A 16,855-nucleotide genomic window follows, 5' to 3' on the forward strand; every position below is an offset into this window, starting at 1 on the left:
CTCACGGCGTCCGCCATGGCTGAATTCAACATCACATACGTGTCGATTAACCGGCACTACCCCATGTACGGCGAATTGGTCGCCTCGGTTCGCTCCGCCATCACCGAACTGGGGTATCCCTGCGATATCACCCACAACGCGCTCAAGGCCGGGGCGGTCAATATCTTGATGGGTGCGACCATTTTCGCGTCACGGTACCGACGGTTGGCGGAGCATCTGCGCGGCAGCCCCTATATTCTCTACCAGCTCGAACAATTGCACGACATCCACGGCTTGGCGCGGCAATGGCCGGAATATTGGGAGTTGCTGAGCAACGCGTCGTGGATATGGGATTATTCACCGGCCGGCACCCGGTACTTGCGCGAATGCGGCCTGCCCCACGTCAGCCACCTGCCGCCGGCATTCCATCCCAGCCTGGAAACCTTTCGTCCGGCTCCCTCCCCTGAACTGGATATCGTGTTCTGCGGCTCGCCGCATCCGCGCCGGGAGCGCATCCTCGACGGATTGAGCGCCGCCGGGCTGAAGGTCGTGCACCTGACCGGCGATTACGGCGAACCGCGCGACCGGATACTCGCCTCGGCCAAGATCGTGCTCAACATCCACGCCTGGGACGATTTGTGCCAGTTGGAGACCGTCCGGCTGTCCCACCTGCTGGCCAACCACTGCTTCGTGGTCTCGGAAACGGCGGACAATGATCCATACGAAAACGGCCTGGTCTATGCCGACTACCCGATGCTGGTGGAGACTTGCCGGGATTACCTGTCACGGCCGCAGCCCGTTCGGGCGGCGATCGCCGAGCAGGGCCATGAAGCAATTCGCAAGCTCAAGACGGTCGAATTGCTGCGGGCGGTGCTGGCCGAATCTTGATCGGCTGGCGATATCGCGCCCAACCCGTCGGCACCCGCCTATACCTGGAGTATGGAATGCCCCTTTAAAGAGACAAGGCATTTCAACCGGTTAATCAGAAAAAGGAAGATCAACCCACCTCGGGCAAAGGGAATAACGCCGGAAGGCTGCTTGACTGTCGTCCCATACGGTATGCAAATGCGACTCATTCGCATCACTAAGGGGACCTGAAAATGCCGATGGTTTGGAAACGCGCCCTGCTTGTCGTCTGCATCTCCCCGGTCGGTGCCCCGGCGGCATGGGCGGCGGAAGAAGCCACTTCGCAAGGCCACGGTTCCATGGTTCTCGACGCCCTGGTGGTTTCGGCGACCCGCACGGAAACCTCGGTGATGGAAAGCCCCGTCAGCGTCTCGGTGATGGGGGAAAGGGAAATCAAGCGCTCCAACGCGGCAAGCATCGCCGACGTGCTGCGCGACATCCCCGGCGTCAGCATCGACGAATCGTCCATCCCCGGCATGAAACGCATCAAGATCAGGGGCGAGGAAGCCCGGCGCGGCGCGGTGCTGATCGACGGCCAGGAGATCACTGATCATACCTCCTACGGGGCGCCCATCCTGGTCGACCCCGCCCTGATCGAGCGGATCGAGGTGGTGCGCGGCCCCCATTCGGTGCTCTACGGCTCCAAGGCCATCAGCGGCGTCATCAACATCATCACCAAGAAAGGCGGCGACAAGCCGTTCCAGGGCAGCGCCGGAGCGTCGTTCATGTCGGCGACCCAGGGCTACGCCGCCAACGCCCTGATGCAGGGCACCAAGGACGGCTGGGATTACCGGCTGTTCGTCGGCCGAACCGAAGAGGGCGACCGCCGTACCCCGGACGGCGACCTGCCCAATTCCAATTCCGACAACAAGAGCATCTCCGGCTACGTGGCCTACCGGGCGGACGGCCACAAAATCTCCCTGGCCGTCGACCGCTACGAGCTGTCCAGCGGTTCCACCACCTCGCCGTCGACCATCGGCACGGCATTCAGCAAGTTCCAGTTGGACATGCCGACCCGCGATCTGCAGAAGGTCGGGGCGACCTATGAGCTGGACAGGCCCAACGACTGGATCGCCAAGCTCCATGTCGACGCCTATTACCAGACCATCGACCGCCTGTTCACCCAGCAGGTGGCCGCCGGCCCGGTCATCATCGCTCAGGCGCCCGCCGCCAATTACGATTATTCCCACCGCGACCAGGACACCCAGGCGACCAAGGGGCTGACGGCCCAGGCGGACTGGACGCCCCATCCCGATCACCTGCTGATCACGGGCGCTCAGTATCTGCGCGACGACCTGGACAAATCCATGACCCGCAGCGGGCGCAGCGGCGTCGGCCTCGCCACCGCGGTCAACCGCTACGCCGATATGGAAGGGCATACGGAGACGGTTTCCATCTACGGCGAGGATACCTGGAAACTGCCAGCCGACTTCTCCGCCGTCTTCGGCGCCCGCCAGTACTGGATCAATTCGGGGCTGGACAGCCTGCGGAGCAACGACAGCGGCTACAAGACCCGCTCGACGTCGGATGCCGCCCCGATCTTCAGCGGCACGCTGCTGTATAGCGGGGTGCCCAACACGGTGCTGCGCGGCGGATTCGCCCAGGGCTACGTCTATCCCACCCTGGTCCAGGCCTTCACCGGATCGTATTTCGGCGCCTCGTCCACGGTGCGCCCCAATTCCGACCTGAAACCCGAGACCTCGGGCAACTGGGAGTTCGGGGTGCGGCACGGCTCGGGCGGACTGACGGTGGACGCGTCGCTGTTCCGTTCAAAGGCCAAGAACTATATCGCCTCGCTGTCCTGCGGCATCTACGGCGCCACCGTCAGCCCCTGCACGGCCGCGTCCGAGACCACCTACGTCAACCTGGACAAGGCCGAAAGCACCGGCATCGAACTGGCCACCGAATACCGTATCGACGGGCTGGGCCTCACCCCCTACGCCAACGGCGGCTGGATTCGGCGCAAGTACTTCTACCGCTCGGCCAGCAGCGGCATGACCGGCACCCCCACCGTCAGCGGCCGGATCGGCCTGCGCCACGAGCGCACCCTGTGGGACGGCGCCACCGGTTATGCCGACCTCTACATGCGCGGCGCATCGCGTTCCGACGAACTGAGCCAGGGCTCGTCCAACACCAGCGGGATCAGCATCACCCGTATTCCCGCCTGGCGCACCTTCAATGCCTCGTTCGGCGCCGACATGGGCGGCTACCACCTGGGTCTCGACCTGATCAACCTGACCAACCTGACCTATCAGACCAACCCCGACGAGGCCAACCAGCAGGGCCGCAGCGTGGTCGTCAGCGTCCGTGCCGATTTCTAGGGGTGGAGGCAGCGTCATGCGCAAGACCGTCAGCCGTGTTCTCCTCTCCGTCCTGATGGCTCTGGCGTCGGGCGCTGCCGCCCGTGCCGCCGACACCTCCCGCCTGGTGGTGATCGGCGGCTCGCTCACCGAGATCGTCTTCGCGCTCGGCAAGGGCGGTTCGGTGATCGGCGTCGACCAGACCAGCGTCTGGCCGCCCGAGGTCAAGGCGCTGCCGCAGGTGGGCTATTACAAGAAGGTCTCGGCCGAGGGCGTGCTGTCGCTGGCCCCCACCCTGGTCATGGCCTATCGCGACGCGGAACCGGCCAGCGCCCTCCGCCAGTTGGAGCAGGCGGGAATTCCGGTGGTGCTGTTCGAGCGCACGCCCCCCTTGCGGGCGCTCGAGGACAATATCGGCGCGGTCGGCCGCCTGCTGGGCACCGAGCGCGAGGCCGAGGCGCTGCGCCGGTCGCTGGACGGGCAGATCGCCGCCGTGGGCCGCACCGTGGCCGGGATCGGGAAGAAGCCCCGCGTCCTGTTCGTCCTCAACTATGACCCGTCCCAGACGGTGGTGGCCGGAGCCGGCACCATCGCCGGCCAGTTGATCGAGATGGCGGGCGGCATCAACGCCGCCGGGGACGTCACCGGCTTCAAGCCGCTCAACGGCGAAATGGTCACCGCCGCCGCCCCCGATCTGGTGTTGACCGTCGAGGAGCGCTGGGAGGGGATCGGCGGCGCGGCGGGCATGGTCCGCCTGCCCGGCATGTCCGCTACCCCGGCGGGAAAGAGCGGACGGTTCGCCCCCATGCCCGGACCGCTGATGCTTGGGCTCGGCCCCCGGCTGGGCGAGGCGCTGCGGCGCCTGTCGGTGCTGTTCCACGGCGAGGGAGTGGCTCTCCATGGACGCTGAGGTCCTGCCCCTGCCGGTCAAGCGCAATGGTGCCGCCGACCCGGCGATCCGACCGGGATGGACGCGTTCCGCCCTCGTCATGGCGGGGCTGTGGATCGGTCTGGCGGCGGTGGTGCTGGCCGGTATCGCCATCGGCCCGGCCAGGATCGCCCCGCTTCAGGTCGCCGCCATCCTGAGCGAACGGATCGGCCTGATCCTGCCGGTCGAGCACACCTCGGCCCAGGCGGCCATCTTGATGAATATCCGGCTGCCCCGCGTGATGCTCGGTCTGCTGGTCGGCGCGGCGCTCGGCATGGGCGGCGCCGCGCTGCAGGGTCTGTTCCGCAACCCCCTGGCCGATCCCGGCCTGTTGGGCATCTCCAGCGGGGCGGCGCTGGGCGCCGTGACGGTCATCGTGCTGGGGACCGCCTGGCTGGGCCGCTTCGCCGTGGGCATGACCGGTATTCTGATGCCGCTGGCCGCCTTTCTGGGCGGGCTGGCGGCCACCATGGCGGTCTATGCCATCTCGCGCCGTCACGGCCGCATCGAGCGGGGCGCCATGCTGCTGGCCGGCGTGGCGGTCAACGCCTCGGCCGGTTCCATGACCGGCCTTCTGGTCTATCTGTCGGACAGCGAGCAATTGAAAAGCCTGACCTTCTGGCTGATGGGCAGCCTGGGCGGGGCCGACTGGAGCGCCGTATGGGCCGCCGCCCCGCTGACCGTGCTGCCGCTGCTCCTGCTGCCCCGTCTGGCCCGCGCCCTCAACGCCATGCTGCTGGGCGATGCCGTGGCCGGTCATCTGGGCTTCGACGCCAACCGGGTCAGCCGCCTGTCGGTGGTCCTGGTCACCGCCTCGGTGGGCGCCGCGGTGGCGGTTTCCGGCGTCATCGGCTTCATCGGGCTGGTGGCTCCCCATCTGATCCGCCTGATCGCCGGTCCCGACCACCGAATGGTGATGCCCGGCGCCGCCCTGGGCGGAGCCATCCTGCTGGTGGGAGCCGACATCTTCGCCCGCACCGTCGCCGCCCCCGCCGACCTGCCCATCGGCGTGGTGACCGGCGCCCTGGGCGGCCCGTTCTTCATCTGGCTGCTGCTGCGCCGCGCCCCGCACGGGAGGGGAACATGCTGATCGCCTCGGTTTCCGGCGTCTCCCTGCGGCTGGGCGGGCGCGACATCCTCAACGGCGTATCGCTGGAGGTCCGGGCCGGCGAGGTCGTCGCCCTGGTCGGCCCTAACGGTGCCGGCAAGTCGTCGCTGCTGCGGCTGATCGCCGGCGAGACGCGGCCCGATCTCGGACGGATTTCGGTCTGCGGCGCCCCGCTGGACGGCTGGTCCATGGCGGCGCTGGCCCGCTGCCGCGCCGTGGTCCCACAAGACATCCAGCTCGACTTCGCCTTCACGGCGCTGGAGGTGGTGCTGATCGGCCGCTCGCCCCACGGCACCGGCCGCGAGGAAAGCCGCCATGCCCGGAGTATCGCCCTGGACTGCCTCGAGCGGGTGGGCGCCGCCCATCTGGCGCCGCGCTTCTATCCCAGCCTGTCGGGCGGCGAGCGCCAGCGGGTGCAGATCGCCCGCGCCCTGGCCCAGATCACCGGCGTCGAGGCCCCAAAGGGCCGTTGCCTGCTGCTGGACGAGCACACCTCGAATCTGGACCCCGCCCATCAGCACGGCATGTTCCGGCTGGCCCGCGAGGTGGCGGCAGAAGGCGTCGGCGTCATCGCCGTGGTCCACGACCTCAACCTGGCCGCCGCCTACGGCGACCGTATCGGCGTTCTCGATCAGGGAGAGTTGGTGGCGTTCGGCCCGCCCGAAGCGGTGCTGACCCCCACCGTGGTCGGCCAGGTGTTCGGCCTGGCCTGCGTCACGCTGCGCAATCCGTTGACCGGCAGCCTGACCCTGGCGACCGCGCCTCTGGCCCCCACCCCCATTCCGCAGGGATTGCGCGCATGACCTTACTCCTGCCCCTCGAAGACCATTTCGCCCGTCCGGGCGAGCCGCTGGCCGGCGCCTTCGCCGAGCGCAACCTGTTTCCATGGATACAGCGCCGGACCCGCCCCCTGGAGGACGGCCCCGCCATCGCCGCCCGATTGCTGGCCGAGCGGCGGCCGGGCAAGCGGGTGGCCTATCTCCACATTCCCTTCTGCGCCAACCACTGCCTGTTCTGCGGCTTTTACCGCAACCGGTCGGCCGAGGATTCCATGGCCGAATACGCAAGGCGGCTGGAGCACGACATCGCCATGGACCAGGCGGCGGCATCCGGCCCCCCCATCCAGGCCGTCTATTTCGGCGGCGGCACGCCCAGCGCCCTGGCGGCAGCCGATCTCGGCCGCCTGATCTCCGCCGTGCGCCGCCACCTGCCGCTGGCCCCCGATTGCGAGATCACCATCGAGGGACGGGTGGCGGGCTTCGACGACGACAAGGTCGACGCCTGCCTGGAAGCCGGGGCCAACCGCTTCTCCATCGGCGTCCAGACCTTCGATACCGGGCTCCGGCAGCGCATGGGCCGCAAGGCGACCCGGCACGAAGCCATCGCCTTCATGGAGCGGCTGCGCGACCGCGACCGGGCGGTGGTGGTCTGCGACCTGATCTTCGGATTGCCGGACCAAAGCATGGAGATGTGGGGCGACGACGTCATGACCTGCCTGTCCCTCGGTCTGGACGGCGTCGACCTCTATTGCCTGACGCTGCACGACAAGAGCCCGCTGGCGCTGTCCATCGCCAAGGGCTCGTTGCCGCCGGCCGCCGGGCTGGACCGTATGGCCGCCATGTACGGGGCCGGGCTGGAGATGCTGGACGACGCTGGCTGGCGTCATCTCAATCAGGCCCACTGGGCCTCGGCCACCCGCGAGCGCAATCTTTACAACCAGTTGGTCAAGGCCGGAGCCGATTGCCTGGCCTTCGGCGCCGGAGCCGGCGGGCTGGTCGCCGGACATCGTTACGTCATCCAGCCCGACGTCGAGCTTTACGGCAAGACCATCGATGCCGGCACCAAGCCGATCACCGTGGTGCTGCCGCCGCCCGCCAACCGCCCGGCCCGCGATCTGGTCATGGGCGGACTGGAAGGCGGAAGGCTGGACATCGCCCGGCTCGAGTCCCTGACAGCTCCCGGCTTCGCGGCGGCGATCGAGCCGCTGCTGGCCCAGTGGGCGGCGGCCGGGCTGGTCAACCGCCGGGCCACGGCCGTCACCCTCACCCCCGCCGGCTGGTTCTGGCACTGCAATCTGGTCGGCAGCCTGTTCGAGCTGACCGACCTGTTCATGGACGGCGGGACTGCTTCCGCCGCCCCCTCTCTTCCCCCATCAGAAGGAATGCGTTATGTCGGCTGATCACACCGATCCCTCCATCCTGGACAACCTGCGCGCCCAATTGGACGAGTCCCAGGACGGCGTCCTGGAAACCATCGCCATCGAACACGGCGTCACCCCGCTGCAGGTGTCGGAATGCCTGCCCGACCATTGCCGGGTGGCGATCACCGGCGAGGCCTTCGAGGAGGTCATGGCCGACCTCACCACCTGGGGCGAGGTCACCTTCCTGGTCCATACCCGCGACCTGATCCTGGAATGCAAGGGCGAGGTGCCGCCCGGCAAGGTGGCACGCGGCTTCTTCAACCTGGAAGGCCACGGCGCCATCGGCGGCCATCTGCGTTACGGCAATTGCGCCGCCATCCATTTCGTCAAGCGGCCCTTCATGAAGATGGACACCTGCGCCATCACCTTCTTCAACGACAAGGGCGATTCCATGTTCAAGGTCTATGTGGGCCGCGATGAGAAGCGCCGCATGCTGCCCGACCAGATCCGCCGGTTCGACGCGCTGCGCGACCGCCTCGCCGTGGCGCGGCCCCAGGCTCTGGCCGGTTAGCGGGAGGGCATGGGCATGACCCGCGACCTGCTGCTGTTCGGCGCCCGCACCGGGACCGGACTGGAACTGGCCCGACTGGCCCGCGCAGCCGGCTGGCGGGTCACCGCCATGATCCGGCCGGGGTCGGCGTCTCCCGAACTGACCGCCCTGGGCTGCACGGTGGTCGAGGGCGACGCCCTCGACCGCTCCCAGGTCAGCCGGGCGTTCGCCGCCTGCGCCCTGCCCCCGGTGGTGGCGAGCACCTTGGGCGGCGGCATGCCGGGCCGGGCCGTCGATTACGAAGGAAACGTCAACGTCATCGACGCCGCCAAGGCGTTCGGCGCGTCCCGCATGATCCTGGTCACCTCGCTCGGCTGCGGCGACAGCCGGGTCCACGCCTCGGAGCGGCTGTTGGCCGCCATCGGCGACGTGCTGCAGGCCAAGACCAGGGCCGAGGACCATCTGCGGGCCGCCGCCATCCCCCATGTGATCATCCGGCCGGGCGGGCTGGTGTCCGATCCGCCCACCGGCCAGGGGGCGCTGTATGCCGACACCTGCGTCCACGGCCGCATCACCCGTCCCGATCTGGCCGGTGCCGTGCTGCCCTGCCTGACCGACGCGCGGGTGTTGGGCCGCACCCTGTCGGCCATCGACAGAACCCGGCTGGCGGCCCCCGACGGTACCGTCGAGTTCCGCCTGACGGCGGCGGCCTGAAGGGAGATGACATCATGAGGGGCTCCCCCGCCCTGTCGCCCCCGTCGGGCGCCGACGCCGCCCCGCAGGGATCGGAATGGCGGGCTTTCGGCCGCCTGCTGCCCTTCCTGTGGCCGGCCGGACAGTCCGTGCTGCGGGCCAGGGTAGTGATCGCCGTCCTTCTGATGGTGGCCGCCAAGGCGGCCACCATCTCGGTCCCCCTTCTTTACAAGGAAGCGGTGGATTCCCTGGGCACGGCGGGCCAGTCCGCCGGCTGGGCCGCCGTGCCGGTGGGCGTGCTGGCGGCCTATGGCGCGGCGCGGGTGCTGGCCTCGCTGTTCACCGAACTGCGCGACTTCACCTTCGTGGCGGTGGGCCAGCGGGCGATCCGCACCGCCGCCCTCGAGGTGTTCCGCCACCTTCACCGCCTGTCGCTGCGCTTTCACCTCGACCGCCGGGCGGGCGGTCTGGCCCGCTCCATCGAGCGCGGCACCAGGGGGGTCGAATACCTGCTCAACTTCATGCTGTTCAGCATCTTGCCGACCATCGTCGAGATCGTGCTGGTGGCGGTGGTGCTGGCCCGCCTGTACGACGGCATCTTCGCCATCGCCACCGTGGCCACCATCCTGGCCTACATCGCCTATACCCTGGCGGTGACCGAATGGCGGACCAAGTTCCGCCGCGCCATGAACGAATGCGATTCCGAGGCGGCATCCCGCTCCATGGATTCGCTGACCAATTTCGAATCGGTCAAGCATTTCGGCAACGAGGAGCACGAGGCCCGGCGGCTCGACCATGCCCTGGTCCGCTTCGAGCGGGCCGCCATCGTCAGCAAGACCACCATGTCGCTGCTCAACATCGGCCAGGGGCTGATCATCGCCGCCGGTCTGGTGGCGGTGACGCTGCTGGCCGGGCGGGGCTACGTGGAGGGGAGCATGACCATGGGCGATTTCGTGCTGGTCAATGCCTATGTGATCCAGCTTTACCTGCCCCTCAACTTCCTGGGGTTCGTCTACCGCGAGGTCAAGCACGCCCTGGCCGATATCGAGGCCATGCTGGGCCTGCTGGCCCACCCCCCCGAGATCGAAGACCACCCCGACGCCCGGCCGCTGATCCTGAGCGGCGGCGAGGCGCGCTTCGAAGCCGTGCGGTTCGGCTATGAGTCGGGGCGCGGCATCCTGAAAGGCGTCGACATCCGCATCCCGCCCGGCCGCACCGTGGCCATCGTCGGGCCTTCGGGGGCCGGCAAGAGCACCATTTCCCGCCTGCTGATGCGGTTCTACGACGTGGACGGGGGGCGCATCACCATCGATGGCCAGGACATCCGCCGGGTGACCCAGGGGTCCTTGCGCGCCGCCATCGGCATCGTTCCCCAGGACACCGTGCTGTTCAACGACACCATCCGCTACAACATCGCCTATGGTCGTCCCGACGCGGCCGATGACGAGATCGAGCGGGCGGCGCGGCTGGCCCGCATCCACGACTTCGTCGCCTCGCTGCCCCAGGGCTACGACACCAGGGTGGGCGAGCGCGGGCTGAAGCTGTCGGGCGGCGAGAAGCAGCGGGTCGCCATCGCCCGGACCATCCTCAAGGCTCCATCCATCTGGATCTTCGACGAGGCGACCAGTGCGCTGGACAGCCACACCGAGCGGGAAATCCAGGATTCCCTGCGCGAAGCGTCCCGCCACTGCACCACCCTGATCGTCGCTCATCGGCTATCCACGGTGATCGACGCCGACGAGATCCTGGTGCTGGACGATGGCCGCATCGTCGAGCGCGGCCGCCATTCCCGCCTCCTGGCCATGGACGGCCTTTACGCCGCCCTGTGGCACAGGCAGCAGCGCCCCGGACAGATCCCGGATATGGAAATCCAACCCGAACTTGCCCAATGCGGAGCATGACCCCATGAACACCTCTCTTCCCGCCATTCCGCACGGGCTGACGCCCTGGGGCATGTTCCTGTCGGCGGACGTGATCGTCCAGGCGGTGATGGTCTGCCTGACCCTGGCCTCGGTGATCAGCTGGAGCATCGGTCTGGCCAAGGTGATGGAGCTGCGCCGCCATGGCCGCCGCCTGGGGCGGCTGCTGGATATCCTGGGCCGCTCGCGCACCCTGGCCGAGGCGGCGCGAGAGGGGGCCAACGCCGCGCCGATCGCCCTTGCCCTGAAGGAAATGGCCGCTTCCACCGGATTGCCCCCCGACGGCATCCGCGTCCGGACGGCATCGGGACTGGCCCAGCTGGAGGCCGATCACGGACGCCGTCTGGCGGCGGGAACCGGCATCCTGGCCACCATCGGCTCGACCGCTCCCTTCGTCGGCCTGTTCGGCACGGTGTGGGGAATCATGAACAGCTTCGTCGGTATCTCCAAGGCCCAGGCCACCAGCCTGGCGGTGGTGGCGCCCGGCATCGCCGAGGCGCTGCTGGCCACCGCCCTGGGCTTGGTGGCGGCCATCCCGGCGGTGGTGATCTACAACCTGCTGGGCCGCGCCGTCGCCGCCCAGCGGGCCGACTGGGCCAAGGCCTCGGGCGAGATCCTCCGGCTGCTCGGCCGCGACCTCGACCGCGGGCACGCCCTCTTGCGTCAGGCCGTCGAGTGATGGCCGGCGGCTTTGAATTCGGCGACGGCGCCGGAGAGATGCACGAGATCAACGTCACGCCGTTCATCGACGTGATCCTGGTGCTGCTGATCATCTTCATGGTGGCGGCACCGCTGGCCACCGTGGACACCGACGTCGACCTGCCGGGCTCCACGGCCGCCCGCCGCGAGACACCCGACAAGCCGGTCTCCCTGATCCTGGCCGCCGACCGCTCCCTGCGGGTGGACGGCGCCCCGGTAACGCCGGAGGCTCTGGGCGGAACACTGGACGGGCTGACCGGCGGCAATCACGAGACGCGGATACACCTGAAGGCCGACCGCAGCGTCGATTACGGCTCCATGATGGCGGTGCTCGACCGGTTGCGCGGGGCCGGCTACCTGAAAGTGGCGCTGGCCGGCCAGGAAGGCGGAGGCCATCCGTGATCGCCTTCCGGGCGCCCATGCCGGAAATCCGGCCGATCCTGTTGTCCGCTCCCCTGGTGGCGATCACCCATGCGGCGCTGCTGTGGGCGGCCATGCAGTGGACGGCACCGCGTCCCGCGACGATCCCGTCCCCTTCCTTCACCCTCGATCTGGAGGCGCCCCCCGCCGCCGTGGAAACGCCGCCGCCTCCCCGGCCCGAGCCCCGGGTTCAGCCTCAGGCCAAGGTCGAACCGCCTCCCCGCCCCGTCCGCAAGCCCGCGCCGAAGCCGAAGCCGGTCCTGACGGCGCCCCCCGCGCCGGTCGCCGAAATGGCCGAAGCCGCCGAACCGGTCGCCGCTCCGGTTCCGGCCGAGGCAACCGCGGCCGGCCGGCCGAGCCCCTCCAAGCCGAGCACCCCGACCGTATCCCAAGCCGAGATATCGCGCTGGCAGGGCACGCTGCTCGCCCATCTGGAGCGCCACAAGCGCTACCCCCGCGACGCCCAAATGCGCCGCCAGGAAGGCGCCGCCACCGTCCGCTTCGTCATGGATTCCTCGGGCCGGGTTCTGTCCGCCGTACTGGAGCGGGGCAGCGGCGTCGAATCCCTGGACCGCGAAAGCCTGGCCCTGATCGAGCGCGCCCAGCCCCTGCCCCACCCACCAGACGGAACCGGAGACCGGATCGACCTCGCGGTGCCTGTCCGCTTTTTCCTTCGATAGTCCCCCCCTCAGAGGAGTCCCGCCATGTTCATCGCCATGAATCGCTTCAAGGTCGCGCCCGGTCAGGAACAGACGTTCGAGACCGTGTGGCGGAGCCGCGAGACGCGCCTGCCCGAGATGGACGGCTTCGTGAACTTCAAGCTGCTGCGCGGCTCCAGCACCCCGGAGCACACGCTGTTCGCCTCGCATACCGTCTGGGAATCCAAGCGGCATTTCGACGGCTGGGTGGAATCCCAGGCCTTCGGCAAATCCCACCAGGGAGATGGCCGCCTGTCCGGAATCATCCTGGGGCATCCGGAATTTGAAGGTTTCGAAGTTCTTCAGGACCTCCATAGCGTGATGCCTAAAATGTGCGTCACGCTATAGGCCTTATCATTGTCCCTCGCCGGGCGGGCGCATCCGCGCCCTTGGCCGCGCCCTCAACGGGCGCTGGAGCGGCGGCCCGCCTTCGGGCTGGCCGTCGCCGCCCAACTCCGGCACACTCCTCCCGACGGGGACGCCTTCCCTGCCGGGACGGACACAAGGCCGAGAGCAATGAACGAGAAACAGGTCGGGTTGCTGATCATCAGCCCAATGATCATCGGAACAGCGGTATTGATGTACCGCCAGCAGGCCATGGGGTTGAAGTCGGTGGCGATGATCGCCGTGGTGGTGACCGGTATCGCCGCCTATCTGTTTCTGAATTTCTGAGGGTGCCCGGCCGATGGCGATTTGGTGTCGGTCGAAGACAGCGCCAGCCAGCCGAAGCGGTCCGGATGGAAGTAGATGTAGGCCATGTAAGCCGCGAAGGCGATCAGCAGGCCGACACCAATCAGCAGACCCAACAGATCCTTGTCGGACATGACATCCTCCGTCTGGCCGGTCCTGCACACGCAGTCCTTGAGGCCACGGATCATTGTCCCGCCAACGGGCGTTAAGGTTCGATACGGGAGAGCGTAAAGGTTTTTTTACGGCCGGCTTGCGGTGATGGCGGAAATCGCCCCATCCGCGGTCACTCCCCCCGCTTCAGACGGTATCCCACCCCGGGATCGGTGACGATCAGGGTGGGCGCCGCCGGATCGGCCTCCAGCTTCTGGCGCAACTGATTGACGTAGACCCGCAGATAAGCGGTGTCCTCGCCATGGGCCGGCCCCCAGACTTCCTTCAAAATCTGCTTGTGGGTCAGCACATGGTCGGGATGGCTGGCGAGGGCGGCCAGCAGCCCCCACTCCCGCTTGGACAGGCGCACCTCGGCACCGTTGCGGGTGACGATCCGCCGGCTCAGATCGATCACGACCGCCCCGGCCTCCACCAGATCGTCATTGCCCTTGGCCGTCCGCTGGCGCAGCACGGCGCGGACCCGGGCCATCAGCTCGGCCACCCCGAACGGCTTGACGATATAGTCGCTGGCGCCGCGATCAAGCGCCTCCACCTTGTCCAACTCCTGGGCGCGGACGGAAAGCACGATGATGGGCATATCGGAGATGTCGCGCACGGCGCTGATGACCTCCTGACCGTCGAGATCGGGCAGACCGAGGTCCAGAATCAGCAGATCGGGCTGCTGGCTGCGCGCCGCCTCGATGCCTTGGGTGGCATTGTCGGCCTCGATCACCTCGTAGCCGTTGGCGGCCAGCGAAATCCGCATGAATTTGCGGATTTGCGGCTCGTCGTCGATGACCAGAATGCGGTCGCTCATTTTCTCCCCTTCCGGTTCGGCCCTTCCGCCCCTACTTCGCCTGGGGCCAGCTTTGGTCCAGGGCGAGGTTGAGTTTCAGGACGTTGAGCCGGGCCTCGCCGAGGATGCCGAACATCCGGCCCTCGGTCCGGCTTGCCACCAGCGCCCGCAGTTCGGCCTCCGCCACATGGCGGGCCTTGGCGACGCGGGGAAGCTGGTACTCGATGGCGGCGGGCGAGACATGGGGGTCGAGGCCGGAGCCCGAGGCGGTGACCAGATCCACCGGCACCGGGATGCGGGCGTCGGGGTTCTCGGCCTTGAGCTGATCCACCAGGCCTTGTGTCGATTCGATGTAGGCCTTGGAACTGGGCGAGGCGTTGGAGCCCATGGAATTGGCGGCGTTGTAGGGGGCCGGCACCGTCTTGGTCGCATCGGCCGGATCGGCGGCGGTGGTGGCCGAGGGGCGCGGATGGAAGTATTCCGGCTTGTCGAAGGCTTGGCCGATCAGGGCCGAGCCCACCACCTGGCCGTTCCTCTCGATCAGGCTGCCATGGGCCTGGGCGGGAAACAGGGTTCCGGCGATGCCGGTCATGGCCAGGGGATAGCCCAGTCCCAGCAGCAGGGTCAGCAGCAGGGTCAACAGGGTGGCGGGAAGGATTTGCTTGATCATGTGTCTTACTCCGGAACTTCCGACGAGCCCGAGAGGGCTCGGAGGCTAGGCCAAAGGCCGCCGCGCCGGGTGGCGCGAGAGCCAAGGGCGGCGGAGGCCGCCCGCCCGGCGATTGAGGGGCTGGTCATTCAGGCGAGGCCGAGGACGGCGACCAGAAGGTCGATCGCCTTGATGCCGATGAAGGGAACAACGATGCCGCCCAGGCCGTAGACCAGGATGTTGCGGCGCAACAGCACCTCGGCGGCGGCGGGCCTGTACTTGACGCCCTTCAGGGCCAGCGGGATCAGCGCGATGATGATCAGGGCGTTGAAGATGATGGCCGACAGGATGGCGCTTTGCGGGCTGGCCAGATGCATGACGTTCAACGCCTGCAACTGCGGGTACGACACCATGAACATGGCCGGGATGATGGCGAAGTACTTGGCGATGTCGTTGGCGATGGAAAACGTGGTGAGCGAGCCCCGGCTCATCAGCAGTTGTTTGCCGATCATCACGATCTCGATCAGCTTGGTGGGGTCGCTTTCCAGGTCCACCATGTTGCCGGCCTCGCGCGCCGCCTGGGTGCCGGTGTTCATGGCGACGCCCACATCGGCCTGGGCCAAGGCGGGGGCGTCGTTGGAGCCGTCGCCGCACATGGCGACCAGACGCCCGCCCTGCTGCTCCTTGCGGATCAGCTCCAGCTTGTTTTCCGGCGTCGCCTCGGCCAGGAAGTCGTCGACACCCGCCTCGGCGGCGATGGCGGCGGCGGTCAGCGGATTGTCACCGGTGATCATCACCGTGCGGATGCCCATGGCGCGCAGCGTGGCGAAGCGCTCGCGGATGCCGGGCTTGACGATGTCCTTGAGGTAAATGACGCCCAGCAGGCGGCCGTCGCGGGCCACCACCAGCGGCGTGCCGCCGGCCTTGGCGACCTTTTCCACCGCCAGGACCATGTCCTTCGGGATGCCGCCGGGGGTCTTGCCGGCCTTCTCGTTGACATAGGCGATGACCGAATCCGAGGCGCCCTTGCGGATCTCGCAGGCGGAACCGCCGTTGATATTGACGCCGCTCATGCGGGTATGGGCCGAGAACGGCACGAAGGTCACGCCGTCGCCCAGGGTGGCTTCGGCGAAGCCGAAACGGCTTCGCGCCAGGGCGACGATGGACTTGCCTTCCGGGGTCTCGTCGGCCAGGGACGACAGGAAGGCGGCCTCGGCCAGATCGCGCTCGTTGACGCTGGGCAGCGGGATGAATTCCGCCGCCTGACGGGCGCCCAGCGTGATGGTGCCGGTCTTGTCCAGCAGCAGCACGTCGATATCGCCCGCCGCCTCGACGGCGCGGCCCGACTTGGAGATGACGTTGAAGCGCACCAGCCGGTCCATGCCGGCGATGCCGATGGCCGACAGCAGCCCGCCGATGGTCGTCGGGATCAGGGTGACCAGCAGGGCGATCAGGAACACCACCGGAATGACCGTGCCGGAATAGGCGGCGAAGGCCGGCAGGGTGGCGCAGACGATCAGAAAGACCAGGGTCAGGCCGACCAGCAGGATGGTCAACGCGATCTCGTTGGGAGTCTTCTGGCGCTTGGCCCCTTCCACCAGGGCGATCATGCGGTCGAGGAAGCTTTCCCCCGGATTGGCCGTGACGCGCACCACGATCCGGTCGGACACCACCCGGGTGCCCCCCGTCACCGCCGAGCGGTCGCCGCCGGATTCGCGGATGACCGGGGCGGATTCGCCGGTGATGGCGCTTTCGTCGATGGTGGCGATGCCCGCCATCACCTCGCCGTCGCCGGGAATGGTGTCGCCGGTCTCGCACACCACCAGATCGCCGGCCCGCAGGGCGGTGGCGGGCACCAGCTTGAACGTGGCGGCATCGGCGGCGGCCACCTTCTTGGCCTCGGTCTCGGTCTTGGTCCTGCGCAGGGACTCGGCCTGGGCCTTGCCGCGCCCTTCCGCCACGGCTTCCGCGAAGTTGGCGAAGATCACGGTGAACCACAGCCAGGCGGCGATCTGGCCGACCACGGCGGTGTATTCGCCGCCGATGGAAATATCGCGGACGAACAGCACGGTGGAGAGGACCGCCACCACCCCGGTAGTGAACATGACGGGATTGCGGACAAGGTCCCGAGGGTCGAGCTTGGCGAAGGCGGACAGCACCGCCGGCCGGAGGATCGAGCCGTCGAACAGGGACATTTCCTGCGGACGATGGATAGCCATGAGAGGTTCCC

18 protein-coding genes are annotated in these 16,855 nt (G+C 68.0%); 14 read left to right on the top strand and 4 right to left on the bottom strand.

Going from position 1 to position 16,855, the window contains the following annotated elements:
- Positions 1-15: 15 nt before the first annotated feature.
- The 14 genes from CP958_RS21725 to CP958_RS26545 all read left to right on the top strand — a co-directional run bounded on the left by CP958_RS21725 (position 16) and on the right by CP958_RS26545 (position 13,012).
- Entirely contained in the window at positions 16-867 is an 852-nt protein-coding gene (locus CP958_RS21725; RefSeq protein WP_141400611.1) for a glycosyltransferase, read from the top strand.
- A 212-nt stretch (positions 868-1,079) separates the two neighbouring features.
- Complete coding sequence (locus CP958_RS21730) at positions 1,080-3,206, top strand: TonB-dependent receptor (RefSeq protein ID WP_096704303.1); 2,127 nt, start codon at positions 1,080-1,082, stop codon at positions 3,204-3,206.
- 16 nt (positions 3,207-3,222) lie between these two features.
- Complete coding sequence (locus tag CP958_RS21735) at positions 3,223-4,095, top strand: ABC transporter substrate-binding protein (RefSeq protein ID WP_096704304.1); 873 nt, start codon at positions 3,223-3,225, stop codon at positions 4,093-4,095.
- Positions 4,085-5,203, top strand: a complete 1,119-nt coding sequence (locus CP958_RS21740) for an iron ABC transporter permease (RefSeq protein ID WP_096704305.1) — start codon at positions 4,085-4,087, stop codon at positions 5,201-5,203. The genes CP958_RS21735 and CP958_RS21740 overlap by 11 nt, the downstream gene beginning before the upstream one ends.
- The gene (locus tag CP958_RS21745) at positions 5,197-6,024 is read left to right on the top strand and encodes a heme ABC transporter ATP-binding protein (protein ID WP_096704306.1); all 828 of its coding nucleotides are present in this window, start codon (positions 5,197-5,199) and stop codon (positions 6,022-6,024) included. The genes CP958_RS21740 and CP958_RS21745 overlap by 7 nt, the downstream gene beginning before the upstream one ends.
- Positions 6,021-7,400, top strand: coding sequence for a heme anaerobic degradation radical SAM methyltransferase ChuW/HutW (gene hutW, locus CP958_RS21750; protein ID WP_242443062.1), 1,380 nt, complete (start codon positions 6,021-6,023; stop codon positions 7,398-7,400). Before CP958_RS21745 ends, hutW begins: the two co-directional genes overlap by 4 nt.
- The gene (gene hutX / locus CP958_RS21755) at positions 7,390-7,932 is read left to right on the top strand and encodes a heme utilization cystosolic carrier protein HutX (RefSeq protein ID WP_096704307.1); all 543 of its coding nucleotides are present in this window, start codon (positions 7,390-7,392) and stop codon (positions 7,930-7,932) included. The genes hutW and hutX overlap by 11 nt, the downstream gene beginning before the upstream one ends.
- A 15-nt stretch (positions 7,933-7,947) precedes the next feature.
- Entirely contained in the window at positions 7,948-8,625 is a 678-nt protein-coding gene (locus CP958_RS21760) for an SDR family oxidoreductase (RefSeq protein WP_170959067.1), read from the top strand.
- A 14-nt stretch (positions 8,626-8,639) separates the two neighbouring features.
- Complete coding sequence (locus CP958_RS21765) at positions 8,640-10,505, top strand: ABC transporter ATP-binding protein/permease (protein WP_096704309.1); 1,866 nt, start codon at positions 8,640-8,642, stop codon at positions 10,503-10,505.
- Positions 10,506-10,509: 4 nt separating this feature from the next.
- A complete protein-coding gene (gene exbB, locus CP958_RS21770) occupies positions 10,510-11,202 on the top strand; it encodes a tonB-system energizer ExbB (protein ID WP_096704310.1) in 693 nt (230 codons plus the stop codon).
- Positions 11,202-11,624: a TonB system transport protein ExbD gene (gene exbD / locus CP958_RS21775; protein ID WP_096704311.1), complete on the top strand. Its 423-nt coding sequence runs from the start codon at positions 11,202-11,204 to the stop codon at positions 11,622-11,624. The genes exbB and exbD overlap by 1 nt, the downstream gene beginning before the upstream one ends.
- On the top strand, positions 11,621-12,322 hold the full coding sequence (locus CP958_RS21780; protein ID WP_096704312.1) for an energy transducer TonB: 702 nt from the start codon (positions 11,621-11,623) through the stop codon (positions 12,320-12,322). Before exbD ends, CP958_RS21780 begins: the two co-directional genes overlap by 4 nt.
- 24 nt (positions 12,323-12,346) lie before the next feature.
- Positions 12,347-12,688, top strand: coding sequence for an antibiotic biosynthesis monooxygenase (locus CP958_RS21785; protein WP_096704313.1), 342 nt, complete (start codon positions 12,347-12,349; stop codon positions 12,686-12,688).
- Between the two features lie 168 nt (positions 12,689-12,856).
- Positions 12,857-13,012, top strand: coding sequence for a hypothetical protein (locus tag CP958_RS26545; protein ID WP_096704314.1), 156 nt, complete (start codon positions 12,857-12,859; stop codon positions 13,010-13,012).
- Here the strand turns inward: CP958_RS26545 and CP958_RS26550 are convergent.
- The 4 genes from CP958_RS26550 to kdpB form a co-directional block, all read right to left on the bottom strand.
- On the bottom strand, positions 12,991-13,164 hold the full coding sequence (locus CP958_RS26550) for a hypothetical protein (RefSeq protein ID WP_170959068.1): 174 nt from the start codon (positions 13,162-13,164) through the stop codon (positions 12,991-12,993). The two genes, CP958_RS26545 and CP958_RS26550, sit on opposite strands and share 22 nt — an antisense overlap.
- A gap of 149 nt (positions 13,165-13,313) precedes the next feature.
- Positions 13,314-13,997 carry a response regulator transcription factor gene (locus CP958_RS21800; protein ID WP_096704316.1) on the bottom strand — a complete coding sequence of 228 codons (684 nt, stop codon included), beginning with the start codon at positions 13,995-13,997 and terminating at the stop codon, positions 13,314-13,316.
- Positions 13,998-14,028: 31 nt separating this feature from the next.
- Complete coding sequence (gene kdpC, locus CP958_RS21805; protein WP_096704317.1) at positions 14,029-14,646, bottom strand: potassium-transporting ATPase subunit KdpC; 618 nt, start codon at positions 14,644-14,646, stop codon at positions 14,029-14,031.
- Between the two features lie 128 nt (positions 14,647-14,774).
- A complete protein-coding gene (gene kdpB / locus CP958_RS21810; protein WP_096704318.1) occupies positions 14,775-16,844 on the bottom strand; it encodes a potassium-transporting ATPase subunit KdpB in 2,070 nt (689 codons plus the stop codon).
- Between the last annotated feature and the right edge of the window lie 11 nt (positions 16,845-16,855).

It is taken from the genome of Magnetospirillum sp. 15-1 (assembly GCF_900184795.1).
Classification (GTDB): domain Bacteria; phylum Pseudomonadota; class Alphaproteobacteria; order Rhodospirillales; family Magnetospirillaceae; genus Phaeospirillum.